General features: G+C 38.9%; 12 protein-coding genes. 3 read left to right on the forward strand and 9 right to left on the reverse strand.

Annotation, left to right across the window (positions count from 1 at the left end; all coding sequences use genetic code 11):
• Positions 1-44: 44 nt before the first annotated feature.
• The gene (purD, locus tag RIB54_RS19805) at positions 45-1,334 is read right to left on the reverse strand and encodes a phosphoribosylamine--glycine ligase (RefSeq protein WP_350102564.1); all 1,290 of its coding nucleotides are present in this window, start codon (positions 1,332-1,334) and stop codon (positions 45-47) included.
• A gap of 82 nt (positions 1,335-1,416) precedes the next feature.
• The gene (recQ, locus tag RIB54_RS19810) at positions 1,417-3,603 is read right to left on the reverse strand and encodes a DNA helicase RecQ (RefSeq protein ID WP_350102565.1); all 2,187 of its coding nucleotides are present in this window, start codon (positions 3,601-3,603) and stop codon (positions 1,417-1,419) included.
• A gap of 76 nt (positions 3,604-3,679) precedes the next feature.
• Between recQ and RIB54_RS19815 the strand changes: the two genes are divergently transcribed.
• Positions 3,680-4,648 (forward strand): KpsF/GutQ family sugar-phosphate isomerase, encoded by a 969-nt coding sequence (locus RIB54_RS19815; protein ID WP_350064972.1) that lies wholly within the window; start codon positions 3,680-3,682, stop codon positions 4,646-4,648.
• A gap of 16 nt (positions 4,649-4,664) precedes the next feature.
• The gene (locus tag RIB54_RS19820) at positions 4,665-5,738 is read left to right on the forward strand and encodes a mannose-1-phosphate guanylyltransferase (RefSeq protein ID WP_350064974.1); all 1,074 of its coding nucleotides are present in this window, start codon (positions 4,665-4,667) and stop codon (positions 5,736-5,738) included.
• On the opposite strand, the gene rlmB is transcribed toward RIB54_RS19820, so the two are convergent.
• A complete protein-coding gene (gene rlmB, locus RIB54_RS19825; protein WP_350102566.1) occupies positions 5,733-6,485 on the reverse strand; it encodes a 23S rRNA (guanosine(2251)-2'-O)-methyltransferase RlmB in 753 nt (250 codons plus the stop codon). The two genes, RIB54_RS19820 and rlmB, sit on opposite strands and share 6 nt — an antisense overlap.
• Positions 6,485-7,648: a GWxTD domain-containing protein gene (locus RIB54_RS19830; RefSeq protein ID WP_350102568.1), complete on the reverse strand. Its 1,164-nt coding sequence runs from the start codon at positions 7,646-7,648 to the stop codon at positions 6,485-6,487. The genes rlmB and RIB54_RS19830 overlap by 1 nt, the downstream gene beginning before the upstream one ends.
• A 105-nt stretch (positions 7,649-7,753) precedes the next feature.
• Between RIB54_RS19830 and RIB54_RS19835 the strand changes: the two genes are divergently transcribed.
• Positions 7,754-8,527 carry a class I SAM-dependent methyltransferase gene (locus RIB54_RS19835; RefSeq protein WP_350102571.1) on the forward strand — a complete coding sequence of 258 codons (774 nt, stop codon included), beginning with the start codon at positions 7,754-7,756 and terminating at the stop codon, positions 8,525-8,527.
• 27 nt (positions 8,528-8,554) lie between these two features.
• Here RIB54_RS19835 and RIB54_RS19840 read toward each other — a convergent pair whose 3' ends face one another.
• The 5 genes from RIB54_RS19840 to RIB54_RS19860 form a co-directional block, all read right to left on the reverse strand.
• A complete protein-coding gene (locus RIB54_RS19840) occupies positions 8,555-10,720 on the reverse strand; it encodes a GAF and PAS domain-containing protein (RefSeq protein ID WP_350102572.1) in 2,166 nt (721 codons plus the stop codon).
• A 123-nt stretch (positions 10,721-10,843) separates the two neighbouring features.
• The gene (locus RIB54_RS19845; RefSeq protein ID WP_350102573.1) at positions 10,844-11,431 is read right to left on the reverse strand and encodes a NifU family protein; all 588 of its coding nucleotides are present in this window, start codon (positions 11,429-11,431) and stop codon (positions 10,844-10,846) included.
• Between the two features lie 49 nt (positions 11,432-11,480).
• Positions 11,481-12,902 (reverse strand): dicarboxylate/amino acid:cation symporter, encoded by a 1,422-nt coding sequence (locus tag RIB54_RS19850; protein ID WP_350102576.1) that lies wholly within the window; start codon positions 12,900-12,902, stop codon positions 11,481-11,483.
• 12 nt (positions 12,903-12,914) lie between these two features.
• On the reverse strand, positions 12,915-13,991 hold the full coding sequence (aroC, locus tag RIB54_RS19855) for a chorismate synthase (protein ID WP_350102578.1): 1,077 nt from the start codon (positions 13,989-13,991) through the stop codon (positions 12,915-12,917).
• A gap of 13 nt (positions 13,992-14,004) precedes the next feature.
• Positions 14,005-15,468: a BatD family protein gene (locus RIB54_RS19860; protein ID WP_350102579.1), complete on the reverse strand. Its 1,464-nt coding sequence runs from the start codon at positions 15,466-15,468 to the stop codon at positions 14,005-14,007.
• Between the last annotated feature and the right edge of the window lie 324 nt (positions 15,469-15,792).

Raw genomic sequence — 15,792 nt, forward strand, 5'->3', positions numbered from 1 at the left:
CTTAGTAAATTTTCATCTACAATAAAGATAAATAAATCAACAGTCTAAAATATTCGGGGAGCTAATATATCTTTTCCAATGTCTTTTCTATAATACATGCCTTCCCACTTTATGGAATTTACATCTTTATAGGCATTAGATATTGCAGTTTCCATATCATCACCTCGCCCAATGATGGTGAGCACGCGTCCTCCGTTGGTAAGCACTTCATAATCTTCCTGTGTGGTTCCTGCATGGATAACCAACGAATTGGTAACATCTGCCAGCCCCTGAATAGATTTTCCCTTTTCATAAGCCCCCGGATAGCCACCAGCAACCAATACCACACCTGCCACATTGAAATCACCAATCTTTAATTCATAATCGGCCAATGTGCCTTCTGCTGCAGCCAATAGCATATCAACAATATCGCTTTGTATTCGTGGAATCACCACCTGAGTTTCAGGATCTCCCATTCTCACATTGTATTCAATTACATAAGGATCTCCACCTACATTCATCAATCCAATAAAAATGAAGCCTTTGTAATCTATATTGTCCGCTTTTAATCCATTGACCGTAGGTTTAATAACCTTATCCTCCACCTTATCCATAAAGGCCTTATCGGCAAACTTAACGGGCGAAACTGCTCCCATACCTCCTGTATTAAGACCTGTGTCTCCTTCGCCTATTCTTTTATAATCTTTTGCTTCGGGAAGGATAACATAGTCCTTGCCATCAGTTAAAACAAAAACTGATAATTCAATACCATCAAGATATTGCTCAATAAGCACTTTAGAACTTGCATCGCCAAACTGCTTGTCCAGAAGCATGGCTTTCAAGGCATTCTTAGCCTCTTCCACACTTTGTGCTATCACAACACCCTTTCCCGCTGCTAGTCCATCTGCTTTTAACACTATAGGCATATTGCAACCTTCAAGATATGTATACCCATGATCTATTGTATCTGCTGTAAAGGTTCGAGCTTCTGCAGTAGGAACTCCGTGCTTTTGCATAAAGGCTTTACTGAAATCCTTGCTGCCTTCCAGTTGAGCTCCCAGCTTACCAGGGCCTACCATATTTATGTTCTTCAGTTTTTCATCGGCTTCAAAGTAGTCCCTGATGCCATTTACCAAAGGATCTTCAGGGCCAACCACGACAAGGTCAATTTCATTCTCCAAAACGAACTCACCAATAGCTGGAAAGTCATTAACACTAATGTCAACATTTACAGCGATAAGATCTGTACCGGCATTGCCAGGCGCAACGAAAACTTGTGTACAATTAAAACTTTGAGATATTTTCCAGGCCAATGTATGTTCACGGCCACCACTTCCTAAAACGAGTATATTCATGCTTTGAATATTATTTTATAAAGGCACAAAGTTATACAAATGACCATAACTTCATGGTTATACTTCTAAAATGTGTAATGAATTAATTCGCGTATTCAGACATGAATTTGATACGCATCAGGCGAAGTTCTTCTTCTGAATAATCTTCGTTATCTTCATCCTCCAGTGCCTCTTCAATACTGTCAGATTCTGCATTCAGAAAGTATTCAAAAATATCATCCTGCTTGTCAGGATCAAGGATCTCATCAATATAGTAGTCAAGATTTAGTCTTGTTCCTGAGTAGCAAATGTTTTCAATCTCGTCCAAAAGCGCTTCAAATGTGATGCCTTTTGATTCAGCAATTTCATCAAGGTCAATTTTTCTGTCAATCTGCTGAATGATGAAAATCTTCATTTTCGACTTGTTCACAGAAGATTTTACTACAACCTTGGAGGCTGTTACAATATCATTTTCCTCGACATATTCCTTGATAAGGCTGATGAATTCCTTTCCAAACTTGGCCACCTTACCAACGCCAACACCATTGATCTGAGCCAACTCCTCTTCTGTGGTTGGGTAAGTAGTTGCCATCTCCTCTAAAGAAGGATCTTGAAACAGCACATAAGGAGGAAGATCCAGCTGATGTGCCAATTTTTTACGGAATGCCTTAAGCAATGTAAATAACTCCTCATCGTATGCTTTGGCATTGATAGGAACCCTTTCCACAATCTCATCTTCTTCCTCACCTGTAGTATATTCATGATCCTTGGCAAGCATCACCGACTCAGGGTTATCAAGAAAGGCCTTCCCTTTTTCAGATACCTTTAAAACACCAATGTTTTCAATGTCCTTTTCCAGGTATTCATAAATCAAAGTTTGACGAATAACACTCTTCCAGAACTCTTCATCTTCATTATCTCCTTGCCCGAATATCTGAAGCTTATCATGACTGTAAGACTGTGTGTACTGATTACTTATGCCACGGAGCACATGCACCAAGTGGTTTAAACCAAATCTTTCGCCCGTTTGGAGTGCGGCATCTATGGCCTTATGCACATAGTCTTTGCCTTCGTATTTGTCCTTAGGATTAACACAATTATCACAACCTCCACAGTTGTCTTGCATATACTCTTCACCAAAATAATGAAGCAATTGCTTTCTTCGACACACAGGGGATTCTGCATAAAAAGACATCTCCTGAAGCAAAACCCTGGAGTTCTCCCGCTCTTGCACAGGCTTGTCTTTATTAAACTTCTCTAGCTTATTAATGTCATTATGGCTATAAAACATGAGACAATGCCCTTCAAGGCCATCGCGCCCAGCCCTGCCTGTTTCCTGATAATATCCTTCTAATGATTTTGGGACATCATAATGAACTACGAACCTAACATCGGGCTTGTCTATACCCATTCCAAAGGCAATGGTAGCCACTACTATGTCAATATCTTCGTTCAAAAATCCATCCTGGTTTTTCTCGCGAATACCAGCTTCAAGGCCTGCGTGGTAAGGTGCTGCATTGAAACCATTGACATTAAGCATTTCGGCTATCTCTTCAACTTTTTTGCGGCTCAGGCAGTAGATTATTCCACTTTTCCCTTTATGCTCTTTAAGGAACTGGATCAATTGCTTTTTGGCATGCCTCTTTTGCCTAACTTCATAAAAGAGGTTAGTTCTGTTAAAAGATGATTTGAAAAGGTTAGCTCCCTCCATGTTCAGGTTTTTCTGAATATCGAGCTGAACCTTAGGCGTTGCAGTAGCAGTAAGCGCTATAATAGGGAGATCACCTATCTGCGCTATTATTTCCTTTATTCTTCTGTATTCAGGCCTGAAGTCATGTCCCCATTCAGAAATACAATGCGCTTCATCCACGGCCACAAAAGCAATGTCTACTTTCTTAAGAAAATCTACATTTTCTGGTTTAGTTAAAGATTCAGGAGCCACATAAAGTAACTTAATAGAACCATTAAGACACTCTTTTTTTACTCTTGTTATTTCAGACTTGGATAATGTTGAATTTAGGAACTGGGCGTTAATGCCAAATGCATTCATTTGGTCCACCTGATTTTTCATCAACGCTATTAAAGGTGAGATAACCACTGCTAAACCATCTGCCACCAAAGATGGCAATTGGTAACACAAGGATTTGCCCGCACCTGTGGGCATTATAACAAATGTGTTGTGTTTGTTAAGTATGTTTTGGATTATAGCTTCCTGTGTTCCCCTGAACTGACTATAGCCAAACACCTCCTTGAGCTTACCTCGTAATATGTCTGTTTCTGCTGCCAGCATCTTTGTAATTGATAAAGTACTATTTCTCTATGTTTTATTATCTTTGCCCCGCCTGAATCACCAACCTAAAAGGACATTGAAGTTAGCAAAAAATATTCAAAAAATCGCCAAGGGAGTACTTTTAAATGAAGCTCATGCCTTGCAAAAATTATCCTCCCTTGTGGATGAAAACTTTGAAAACTGTGTCCTTGATATCTACAACTCCAAAGGGCGTGTAGTTATTACAGGGATAGGTAAAAGTGCCATTGTTGCCAATAAAATAGTGGCTACTTTAAACTCGACAGGAACCCCTGCTCTGTTTATGCATGCAGCAGATGCCATCCATGGTGATTTAGGGATGATTCAAAAAGATGACATAGTAATTTGCCTGTCGAAAAGTGGCAATACACCTGAGATAAAAGTATTGGTTCCTCTACTAAAAAGAACCGGATCTAAACTTGTAGGATTGGTCAGTAATACTGACTCCTATCTGGCCCAACAGGCTGATCACGTTTTGAATGCAACAATAGATGAAGAGGCCTGTCCGATCAGTCTTGCGCCAACAACAAGCACAACAGCTCATATGGCAATGGGTGATGCGTTGGCTATCTGTTTAATGGAGTTAAATAACTTCACCAGTGAAGACTTCGCCAAGTACCATCCGGGTGGGTCTTTAGGAAAACAGTTATATTTAAAAGTAGATGATATCTATGTTCAAAATGAAGTGCCTATTGTAAAAGAAGATACTACTTTTAAAGAGGTTATTTTAGAAATATCTTCCAAGAGATTGGGAGCAGCAGCCGTAGTCAATGGCGATGATGCACTCATTGGAATTGTAACAGATGGAGACCTAAGAAGAGCTATAGAAAAAGGTTTTGATTTAGATAAGGTAACAGCGACTCAAATAATGAGTGGCATGCCTAAAAATGTTAATAAAGGAGATTTTGCTGTAAAAGCCCTAAATATCATGCAGCAAAACAGTATAAGTCAAGTTATTGTCCTTGACGATGGAAAAGTCGTTGGTTTTGTACATCTTCATGACTTGTTAAAAGAGGGGATTATCTAACCTCAAGTTAAAGCAAATGAATAATAACAATTATGTGGTCATCATGGCCGGTGGTATTGGAAGCAGATTTTGGCCTTATAGCCGCAATACCAAACCAAAACAATTCCTGGATATTCTAAAAACCGGCAGAACACTGATCCAGATGACCTATGACAGGTTTGCCCCTCATGTTGATAAAAAAAATATCTATGTGGTCTCGAACCAGGAATATAAAGATTTGATAAATGAGCAACTTCCAGAATTGGATGATTCTCAGATACTCCTTGAGCCATTCAGAAGGAATACGGCACCTTGTATAGCCTATGCCTGCTACAAGATCAATAAATCAAATCCAGATGCGGTAATAACAGTGACACCATCAGATCATATGATCTTTAAAGATGAGGCTTTCATTAAATCCTGGAACACATCTATAGAGGCTGCCAGCTCCCAAGATAAATTAATTACAATAGGTCTCAAGCCGCACAGCCCAGAAGTTGGCTATGGCTATATTCAATACCTTGAGACAGGTAATGGTGTTAAAAAGGTGAAAACCTTCACTGAGAAACCTGAAAAAGCATTAGCTGAAAAGTTTATTGAAAGTGGTGACTTTGTATGGAACTCAGGTATTTTCATCTGGGGAGTTCAGGCAATAATTTCAGCTTTTGAAGAGTCATTACCGGAAATGGCAGAAGTTTTTAGTGAAGCTTCCGCCTCTTTCTTTACTGACAATGAGCAAAAGGCAGTTGATACCGCATATGCACAGAGTGCCAATATTTCTATTGACTATGGGGTTATGGAACACTCACAGTCAGTGTATGTTGTGCTTGGCGATTTTGGTTGGTCAGATTTAGGTTCATGGAATACCATTTATGAACTAGCGGAGAAAGATAATAATGGTAATTCTGTTCAGGCAAATGCTTTGGTTTATGACACTAAAAATACGTTGATAAGCTCTTCTAATAATAAGCTAATAGTTGTGCAAGGTCTACAGGATTACTTAGTTACCGAATGTGATAATGTTATACTTATCTGTAAGCGCAACAACGAGCAGAAGTTCAGGGATTTTGTTTCAGATGTAAAAGAAATGAAAGGTAAGGAGTTTTTATAGGCTCCTCTGCCGGGCAGCTTCATAAATAGCTATCCCCGCTGAGACTGATACATTAAGAGACTCAATCTTACCGCTCATCGGGATTTTACCTCTTACATCTGCCAGTTTAAGGTACTCTGGAGAAATGCCATCCTCTTCAGAGCCCATGATAATGACAGCCGGCTGATTAAGGTTTAGCTCATAGATCATCTTGTCGGTCTTTTCCGTGCAGGCCACTACGGTCATTCCGCTGTCCTTTAGATATTGTATTGTAACCTTCAAATTATCTTCACGGCAAACCGGAATGTAATTAAGTGCACCAGCCGAAGTTTTCATGGCATCGGCATTGATAGCTGCACTACCTCTACTGGGTATAACTATGGCATCTACCCCGCAGCACTCTGCCGTTCGTGCAATAGCTCCGAAATTTCTCACATCAGTCACTCTATCCAACATCAATATCAATGGTTCTTTACCATTTTGATAGGTCACGCTCACAATATTGTCCAGCGAAGCATAATTGATGGCTGAAATAAAGGCTATAGCACCTTGATGGTTCTTTCTTGTAATTCTGTTCAGTTTCTCAATAGGAACATTGGCAAAAGGTATTTTATAATCACGCGCCACTTTTACCAGCTCCTTAATCAAATCATTGTTAAGACCCTTTTGAATAAACAGCCTGTCAATTTCTTTTCCTGCCTGAATAGTCTCAATAATGGCTCTTATGCCAAACACAACATCATCGGTACTTTCCTTCTTTAATGCCATTATCTAAATATCCCTTTTCTTAATAAGTCAATTGTTTCAAACCACGATTCTGCATGCCTCTTTTCCCTTATCAACACAAAATGCGATTTGGAAAAAATAGAAGCTGCCCGTATAAAAGAATACTTCCTTTTCGGAAGATTTCGATTCGCCAAATATACCCAAGTTTCCTCATTGAATGACTTAATAACTTCATCAGGAGGCCCCATAACCGAGTAAATCATTCCCATATCAGTTCGCCACCCTTCTTTATATGTTGTAAACATGGCATTAGCTTCCTCCACTCTGCTGTAATAGACCTTGATAATACTTTTAGCCCTGCTGGCAGAGCCTGTGAGGTTTAACCAGAATTTATCAAACTTTCTCTTGTCTCCCTTAATGTCTTCAAGGATAATCTGCTCGTCTCGGCTGGTAATATACCTCAATGGTTCTGTTAACTGCTCAATGCTTGTCATTTTAGGGAAATACCGGTCAACAACCCGAAGCGATACAGCATCAGTGCCAGCAGTGTCTGTCATAAAAAGGTAAAGCCCTAAGGTTTTTAATTGTACATTAGACGTTGACAAAAATGAAGAGTCCACTTCCAGCCCTTTTTCTTTAAAATCGTCCCTTGTTACCATTGGTGGCAAACCAAGAGGGAAGCTCTCATTATAATAATACCCATAAACCATATCCTCATTGAACTTGATTTGAGTCGGAGCAGACCAGTTATTTACAAATCCTTGCACTGATCCATTATTTAAGAATAACTTCCTTTTACCATAAAGAGGCATATCAAATAAAAGTCCAAAGCCAGTTTTTTTGTTTTTAATTTCTAAAACTAAAAGTGGCAGGGAAGGCAGGTCATTTAATACAAATTTAAAATAATGCACTGATGCATTGCTTTCAAGGTAGATGCTATCATAACTGTCTTCAATGACTGGTGCAGTAAGTTCAGAGCTATAGTTTTCTATATTGTAGAGTTCAAATGTGTAGTCATACAATTGATAACTGCGGTTTTGGATTGTCATGGCAAAGAGCACAGTGAGCTTATCACCTTCCTGAACTAACTGATGATCCAGCGACAGCTCCGCATTCGGGTTATACAAATGACTATAGTTTACCTCCTGACTTAACACTCGAAAAGCAGAAACGAATAGCAACCCCACAAAGACAATTTTTTTCAAGCTTTTATAATTCAATGTTGAATAAATTACGTTGATATCAGTCAAAATAAAAAAGGGTAGGGCAATTTCCTCTCTTTTGACCTACTTTTGCAAAAATTTAAGTTAATGAGCGTTTATACTACCGAAATAGCGTCTGACAAAATTGCCTCAGATAATCCAATTCATCAAAGGTTATTGAAAGCATATTATTTAGCAGAAGAATATATTAACGGAGATCTATTAGAGATTGGCTGTGGTGAAGGAAGAGGTATTGAACTCCTTAAAGGGAGATGTAACAGCTTTACAGCTATTGACAAAATCAAGCCTGTCTTGGATGAACTAGCCACTAAATTTCCGGAAGTAACATTTATCCATGACAATATTCCACCTTTTAATAAAGTGAAGGATAATAGCTATGATGTGATCATCAGTTTTCAAGTGATTGAGCATATAAAAAATGACAGACTGTACCTTGAAGAAATTAAGCGTGTATTAAAGCCTGGTGGTAAAGCTTTAATTACAACACCTAATATCAAAAAAACGCTGACCCGAAATCCGTGGCACATACGTGAATACACTGCCGATGAGTTAACAAAACTTGCTTCCGAGGTATTTGACCATGTGGTAATGAAAGGTGTGGGTGGCAATGAAAAGGTAATGGAGTATTATGAGAAGAATAAAAAGTCCGTTGAAAAAATAACCAGGTTTGATATCTTCAATCTACAATATAACCTACCCGCTCCTTTATTAAGAATTCCTTATGATTTACTTAACAGACTGAACAGGAATAAGCTGAAGTCTGGTAATGATGAATTAGTGAATGAAATACACCACACAGATTACACGCTGATGGAAGACGGGAACGAGGCTTTAGATCTGTTCCTGATTGTTACAAAGTAAAATGTCCTGAGGTATCAGGACATTGAATTATTTTCCCTTTAGCTTTTCTATCTCTGCGGTAAGCTTCCCTACTTGCTCTTTGGCATTTTCTTCTGCTGTCTTATCTCTTGATATTACTGCTGCGCCAATAATTTCACCATCTTCATTATATATTGGGAAACACTCAGTAATAATTTTGAGCACCTTATCCCCAACAGGTCTGTCTTCTTTGAAAGTAAGTCTTTCTCCTGCTAAAGTTTTTGTATAACGATCTTTCCATATGTTAAGCGCATCACCAGAAAGAACGTCAAGAATATTTTTCCCATTATCTAATTCAATACCGTTTGCTCTAAACCTTTCCTTTAGGGTATCATTAGCAAAAATTATTTTGAATTTAGTATCGATAGCAAAATAGGTGTTGTCTGTGTGGTTAACCATAGCATCTAAGACAGCACCCTTTTCTTTCATTTCTATTTCGAAATGCTTCTTGTCGGTTATATCCCTTGAGAATACTGAGACTCCCAAAATATAGCCTTTATCGTCCCTGATAGGGTTGATGTAATAGTCCCTGTAAGTATCTTCTCCCTTAACAGAGCTTTTCAAAGTGAAATTAAGTGCCTCGCCATTTAATGCCCTGTCATAATAAGCTTTCCACTCATCGCGAACATCGCCTAGCATATCAAGGGCATCAGAACCTTCTTTCATGTTCTCATACTGAGTGCCTTTGTACCTGTTTTTTACCACTTGGTTCATCACCAATATTTTATAATTCCTATCCATGGTAATGATAGAATCTGTGGTATTATCTATTAATGCTTTAAGATTAGCTTCTTTATCTCCAAGCTCAGATTGTGTTCTGGCCATCTCTTCCTGAGTAGCCTGCATCTCTTCCATGTTCTGCCGCATCTCCTCTTCCTGAGACTGCATCTCCTCTGTCATCTGACGGGACTGCTCAAGCAGCTCTTTGGTCTGCTGATTGGTTTGCGCTGAAATAATGGTAGAAGCGATGCTTTCCCCTACCTTCTCAAGAAATTCCACATCATTATCGGTAAACACATCAAAAGAGGCCATTTCAATGACACCAACAATTTCTTCGTTTGATTTTAAGGGTACAATCAGCACGCTATTCGGATTAGCTATCCCCAAACCTGATGTAATGTTTATATAACTGTCGGGAACATCAGTAAGGAATATGGCTTTCTTCTCAATAGCTGCCTGACCTATTAGCCCCTGACCTATCTCAACACGTCTTTCCAGATACTTTTTGCGCTCATAAGCTCTGCAAGCCATTAATTCCAGATAGGACTCATCAGTATTGTCATCTTTTTGGATAATGAATATTCCACCTTGATTGGCACGCATGTATTTCACCAAATTCTGAATAACATCATCACACAGGTCTTTAATATTATCAGAGTTATTCCTTAAAATATCCCCTATGGCAGCAAGCCCTACGTTGACAAATTTCTCTTTAGACTCCCTATCGGCCGCCTCTATCAAGCTCTCACGCATATTCATAAGGGACTCTCCTAATCTATCAGCTTTCTCTGCTGAATACTCAGCCTTCAAATTTCCCTGGCTGATGCTATTGGCAAAATTGATATTTGTATCCATGAGCTTTAACTGCTCATCCATGTGTAAATAGTTGATTCCAGAATCCCTTGTCTGCTTCCTTTGCAGATTGGCCCACAACATACACAAGCCGCCATAAAAAATTAAAATGCCCAGGTGTAACAATACATTTGTATAGCTCAAAGAAGGAGCATTTGTCAACATTCCCATTACAGCAGAGTCAGAATTCTGACTGTAGAACATATATAGAAAGGTAAAAATGGCATAAACCATTAGAGGAAGCAGTACCCTCCAATCTTCATAGAAAAGCAATACTGTCAGCCCAACGAAATAGAAGAAATGCATCTCGTAGGTGCCATGCATTTGCAGAATAAACTGAAAGGCAAAATTCCACATTAAGAAACTCACTACTAACCTCGCCCACAAGTTTCCATTGCCAAAGGTCTTTACCACATAATAAATACCTACTGACAGACCACCCATAACAATAGCCAAGACGTAAGTATCATGAAAAACCGAAAGTCCTATACCTAGAAAAAAGAACCCGTAAATAAAATATTTAATTATGCCATCAGCCTCCTCGTTAACTTTATCGTGAAATGGCTTTAGGTATTCTTCTGAAATGGTCTGTGTCTCCTGCATCTAAAATCTCTATCCTGATTATAGGTGGTTTAAAAGCAACCAATATAACGACAAACCTTAATATTTACAATTAATAAATAGTAAGACCTTGGCTGTAGGCAATATGATTTTTAAGAGATAGTATTAAACACCTTCCGCTTCAACAGACTGAACCTCAGGAAGCATTCTTTTCATGAGATTTTCAATACCCGCTTTTAGCGTTACCGTTGAAGAAGGGCAACCACTGCAAGAGCCCTGAAGTAAAACCTTTAATTTACCTTCTTCGAAAGAATGGTAAGAGATAGCCCCTCCATCTTGCTCCACCGCAGGGCGAATGTATTCATCCAAAATGCCTTTGATTTTCTTTACGGTTTCAGAATCATTCTCATCAATTTGATTCTGATCTGAGATTTCATCAATAACCAGTTTCCCTGACTCCAGATAAGTCTTGATGATGTTTTTGATTTCTTCGCGTATTTCTAACCAGTCAATACCATCCTTCTTAGTGACTGTAACGAAATTGCTCATAAAAAATACCCTGTCAACATACTCTAGAGAGAATAGCTGTTGAGCCAAAGGAGAATTATCTGCTTCTTTTATAGAAGGTATATCATGACTCATGCTTTCAGGCAAAAGCATAAAATTGGCCACAAACTTCATAGAGTTTGGATTAGGATTGGCCTCTAAATATAGATTAACAACTTTGGAAGTTGATGAAGATGTCGCTTGCATAATTTAATGATTTAAAAGAAGAACAATTTCTTCCCTGTTTAGTTCGCAATTAGCTGTATTTGGTCAATTCGCCTTCAGATTTTGCAACAAGGGTTGCCACCGTGGCATCACCGGTAACGTTAACTACTGTTCGGCACATATCAAGTATCCTATCGACCGGGAATATAATGGCAATCCATGCAGGATTTAAGCCTACAGACTGAAGAACAATTATCATCATTACCAAACCGGCACTTGGTGTAGCTGCAGCTCCTATAGATGCTAAAGTAGCAGTTAATACAATTGTCATTTGCTGGCCAAGTGTTAAATCCACCATGTGCAGCTGCGCCATAAAGATTACCGCAACGGCCTGGTATAAGCTTGTACCGTCCATATTGACTGTTGCACCAATTGGTAGAACAAAACTGCTTACATTTTTAGAAACACCCATATTGTCTTCGAGGCATTCCATTGTTACTGGCAAGGTAGCAGCACTAGAGCTGGTAGAAAATGCCAAAAACTGCGCGGGGCTAATGTTCTTAAAAAATTCTTTGTAAGTCAGTTTTTTGATGAACATTGTTATAATCAAAGGATAGAAGACAAACACCATAAACATCAATCCAACGAAAAGAGTAATTGAGTATGAGCCGAGGCCTTTGAATATTTCCCAAACTTCTGCTGGCGTGTCTGCCATTTTTGCAATAACTCCAGCCAGAAGTGCAAATACGAAAAACGGTGCTGCTTTCATTACAATATCAACCATCTTTAAAAAAACGGCATTAACACTATTCACAAAATCAATGACCGGTTTTCCTTGTTCGGCTGGTATAAATACGATGGTGATACCAAAGAAAATGGCAAAGAAGATCACCTGAAGCATCAATCCATTATCGGAGATGGCCAGAATAATATTTTCAGGAACAATATCAACAAAGAACTGTAATGGTCCTTGTTCCTTCGTTTGTTCGGCCGCAGCCTGACGCTTAGCCACAATTTCATTTTTAGCATCCATTTTATCAAGATCTTTCTGGCTGATTACCTCCTCCACTTTTGATCTTAACTCAGGGTCATTCAAGAAATTTCTGCCGTCCTTTGGCTGTGGCACGCCCGGAGTGTCCTGAACCCACTTCTCGTAAGAAATTCTGTTTTTAATTCTTTGATCTTCATCAAGAAAAGTACCTGGCTTAACAACATTAACCAGCACGAGTCCGATACCTACGGCAATTACCGTAGTAGTTAGGTACAAGGCTAATGTTTTGCCTCCCAGACGCCCAAGCTTTGAAACATCCGTTAAGCTTGAGACCCCACTAATAATGGAGAATAACACCAAAGGCACTGCTATATATTTCAGAAGTCTGATAAATATGGTTCCGAATGGATCTATCCAGTTAATAGTGAACTCATTCCAGCCCAGATAACTTGATAAAAATGCCCAGATAACCCCTGCTACCAGACCGATGATGATTTTCGTATGTAAAGGTAAATTCTTCATAAAAGATAAAAATTAGCGCAATTTAGACGTTTGCGCTATCATAAAAAAGTCAACGACAACTAAAGCGGCCATGGCTTCCACAATAGGAACTGCCCTGGGAACCACACACGGATCATGACGACCCTTGCCACTTACTTTTATTGCTTCACCTTTTTCGTTAACACTATCCTGATCTTGCATAATAGTAGCCACAGGTTTAAAGGCTACATTGAAATATATTTCTTCTCCATTGGAGATGCCTCCCTGAATTCCTCCAGAGTGGTTTGATTTTGTTTTTACTTTATCACCTTCGGTATAAAATTCGTCATTATGGGTAGAGCCGCGCATCTTAACACCTTCAAACCCACTTCCGTATTCAAAACCTTTAACCGCATTAATACCCAGCATAGCTCCTCCAAGAGCGGCATGTAGTTTATCAAAAACGGGCTCGCCTAAGCCTACAGGCACATTCCTTAAAACTCCCGTCACCACACCCCCAATAGTATCCCTGTCTTTACGAACCTGATCAATTAATTCAATCATTTCGTCCGCTGTTTTTTGATCCGGGCAACGGACTATATTAGACTCTGTTTTTGAAAAATCCAGTGTTGTATGATCAGGAGCCTTGATGTCACCAACTTGCGAGACATAGGCATCTATTTTAATATCATGCTGCTTAAGCACCATTTTAGCAATAGCTCCTGCAGCTACTCGTGCAGCTGTCTCCCGGGCTGAGCTTCTACCTCCACCTCTATAATCCCTAATGCCATATTTCTGCTGGTAAGTGTAATCAGCGTGTGATGGCCTGAATTGATCTGCTATATGAGAATAATCTTTACTTCTTTGGTCTTTATTAGCAATAACTATGGTAATGGGCATTCCTGTTGACTTGCCTTCAAAAACCCCAGAAAGGATTTCAAAAGTATCATCCTCTTTGCGCTGCGTGGTTATTTTGGATTGGCCTGGTTTGCGCCTGTCAAGCTCTTGTTGAATGAATGCCTCATCAATCTCCAATCCTGCAGGACATCCATCTATGATAACACCTATCGCCTTTCCGTGAGATTCACCAAAGGTTGTAATCCTAAAAATATTGCCGAATGAGTTTCCCAAAGTACTGGTTGGATTAATTTTTCTTCAAAAAGATAACTACCGAAGTTGCTAACATACCTAAAATAAGAATGTTGGCAAATATTTTAACCCATTCAAAGCTGTCTGTACTAGTTAGGGAATTATCCACGAATTCAATCTGGTCATAAAATGAGCCCAAATCGTTAGATTGAATCGATTCATTCTTTTTGCTCTCACCAATAACTTTTACTACCTGTTCAGATTGAAGCGTATCATATCTGCCGGATTTTGGATTAAAAAATATCCAATTGAAATAGTCAGAAAGTTGGTAATCTCCCGGTTCTTTAGGTATTCCATAATAGCTAAAAGATTTAGAACCAGTTACACGGCCAGAGCGCCTATTAATGTTTTGTGTAACATTGGGCTCATAGAAATCAAAATTATCATCACTTGTGACAATCGGTTTATTAACAGCAGATATGTTACCCTCTCCATAAACATTAAACTCGTAAGAGAAGCTCTGCCCTGTTTCAAGGTCGGTGGTATTAATCCGCTCATCCAACAGGTAATCACCTACAGCCACTCTGTCTCTCAAAGGATGTGGTGGCAGCTCTTTAACCCTGACTGTTTTTGGCCTTGAATAAAAAGTCTTAAAATCTTCTTTTCTGTTTTGTCCGAAGAAAGATGGGTTTTTAGCCACTTTATATTTTATCATTTCCAATCCTACTTTTGGAAATACAATGTCTTCTGCATTTAATGGATAGAAAGTGCCCTGATAAATTTTGTATTGTGTGTAACGCTTATTGTTAAGGGTTATGGATTCGCCATTGATGTTCTCGATATTAAAATTCTCTTCCCAACAATTTTCCGGACGAACTACTTTTAAGATGTCTGATAGCTGTTTACCTAACTCATGAAACTGTAATGGTGCTCTATTCCTTTCAGCTACAAAAAATGATAATGTAGTTGTCACTCCTTCCCCTACATAAATTTCATTTTTGCTAGTGGTTAGAGCCAGGAATGCATCTTCATCTATATCCACAAATTCGGTTTCTCCTCCTCTGCTAAAAGGATCATCTCCAGGGCTGTGATCAAATAAACTTCTGAAAGGATCTCTACTGCGCTGTCTTTGAATAGGAGGGCCAACTTTCACTACAGTGCCTTGAGAGCTTACCACTTTGCCATTCACAGTCATGCTAAATGGCCTAACCCGCACATCGCCTTGTTTTAGAGGCACATAAGTCATGGTAATACTTTGCGAAGAAGAAACCTGGCCGTTAATTATCTGTGTGCTGGAAGATGATGAAGTTCCTCGTTTTTGAAAACCGTCAATATCAGGAAAATTATCATAGCTCTGCAGCCTCTCATTAGAGATTGAAATAGTTATTGTCCAAGCCTGGTTCTCACCAATCTCTGGTGGCCCAAGCTGCAATTCTATTTCCTGACCACGAGTATTTAAATTAAAACTCAGTGAAAAAAGAACTAAAAGAAAACCAATGTATCTGTTTTTCTGCATCATATAAAATTGATGAATCTTTATAGTTTTATAACTCGTACAAAGGTATGTCAACTTTAGTAAAGCATTAACGAATACTATGCTAAAGGTTGTTAAAAAGGATAAACTAATGTTTCACCTAAAACCAACAACTATGTTAGATTATTTTAAAACCATACTTGTTAAAGTTAGTTTTGATTTAAAGTTATTTGAGAAAGAACTTAAGAAGGCTTTAAAATCTCTAGTTGGAAAAGAAATCGAAGAATTGAGAAACTGGTGCTACTCTAAATTCGGGGAAACGCATCAGTCAGTATTGCAAAAGTGTTTTACATAGCAGCTTACTAAAAG

Source organism: Fulvivirga sp. (genome assembly GCF_040218215.1).
Lineage (GTDB): Bacteria > Bacteroidota > Bacteroidia > Cytophagales > Cyclobacteriaceae > Fulvivirga.

Excerpts from the sequence above, each read along its gene's own strand:
- purD (WP_350102564.1), bottom strand. The coding sequence starts at position 1,334 with ATGAATATACTCGTTTTAGGAAGTGGTGGCCGTGAACATACATTGGCC.
- recQ (WP_350102565.1), bottom strand. The coding sequence starts at position 3,603 with ATGCTGGCAGCAGAAACAGACATATTACGAGGTAAGCTCAAGGAGGTG.
- RIB54_RS19820 (WP_350064974.1), top strand. The coding sequence starts at position 4,665 with ATGAATAATAACAATTATGTGGTCATCATGGCCGGTGGTATTGGAAGC.
- rlmB (WP_350102566.1), bottom strand. The coding sequence starts at position 6,485 with ATGGCATTAAAGAAGGAAAGTACCGATGATGTTGTGTTTGGCATAAGA.
- RIB54_RS19835 (WP_350102571.1), top strand. The coding sequence starts at position 7,754 with ATGAGCGTTTATACTACCGAAATAGCGTCTGACAAAATTGCCTCAGAT.
- RIB54_RS19840 (WP_350102572.1), bottom strand. The coding sequence starts at position 10,720 with ATGCAGGAGACACAGACCATTTCAGAAGAATACCTAAAGCCATTTCAC.
- RIB54_RS19845 (WP_350102573.1), bottom strand. The coding sequence starts at position 11,431 with ATGCAAGCGACATCTTCATCAACTTCCAAAGTTGTTAATCTATATTTA.
- RIB54_RS19850 (WP_350102576.1), bottom strand. The coding sequence starts at position 12,902 with ATGAAGAATTTACCTTTACATACGAAAATCATCATCGGTCTGGTAGCA.
- RIB54_RS19860 (WP_350102579.1), bottom strand. The coding sequence starts at position 15,468 with ATGATGCAGAAAAACAGATACATTGGTTTTCTTTTAGTTCTTTTTTCA.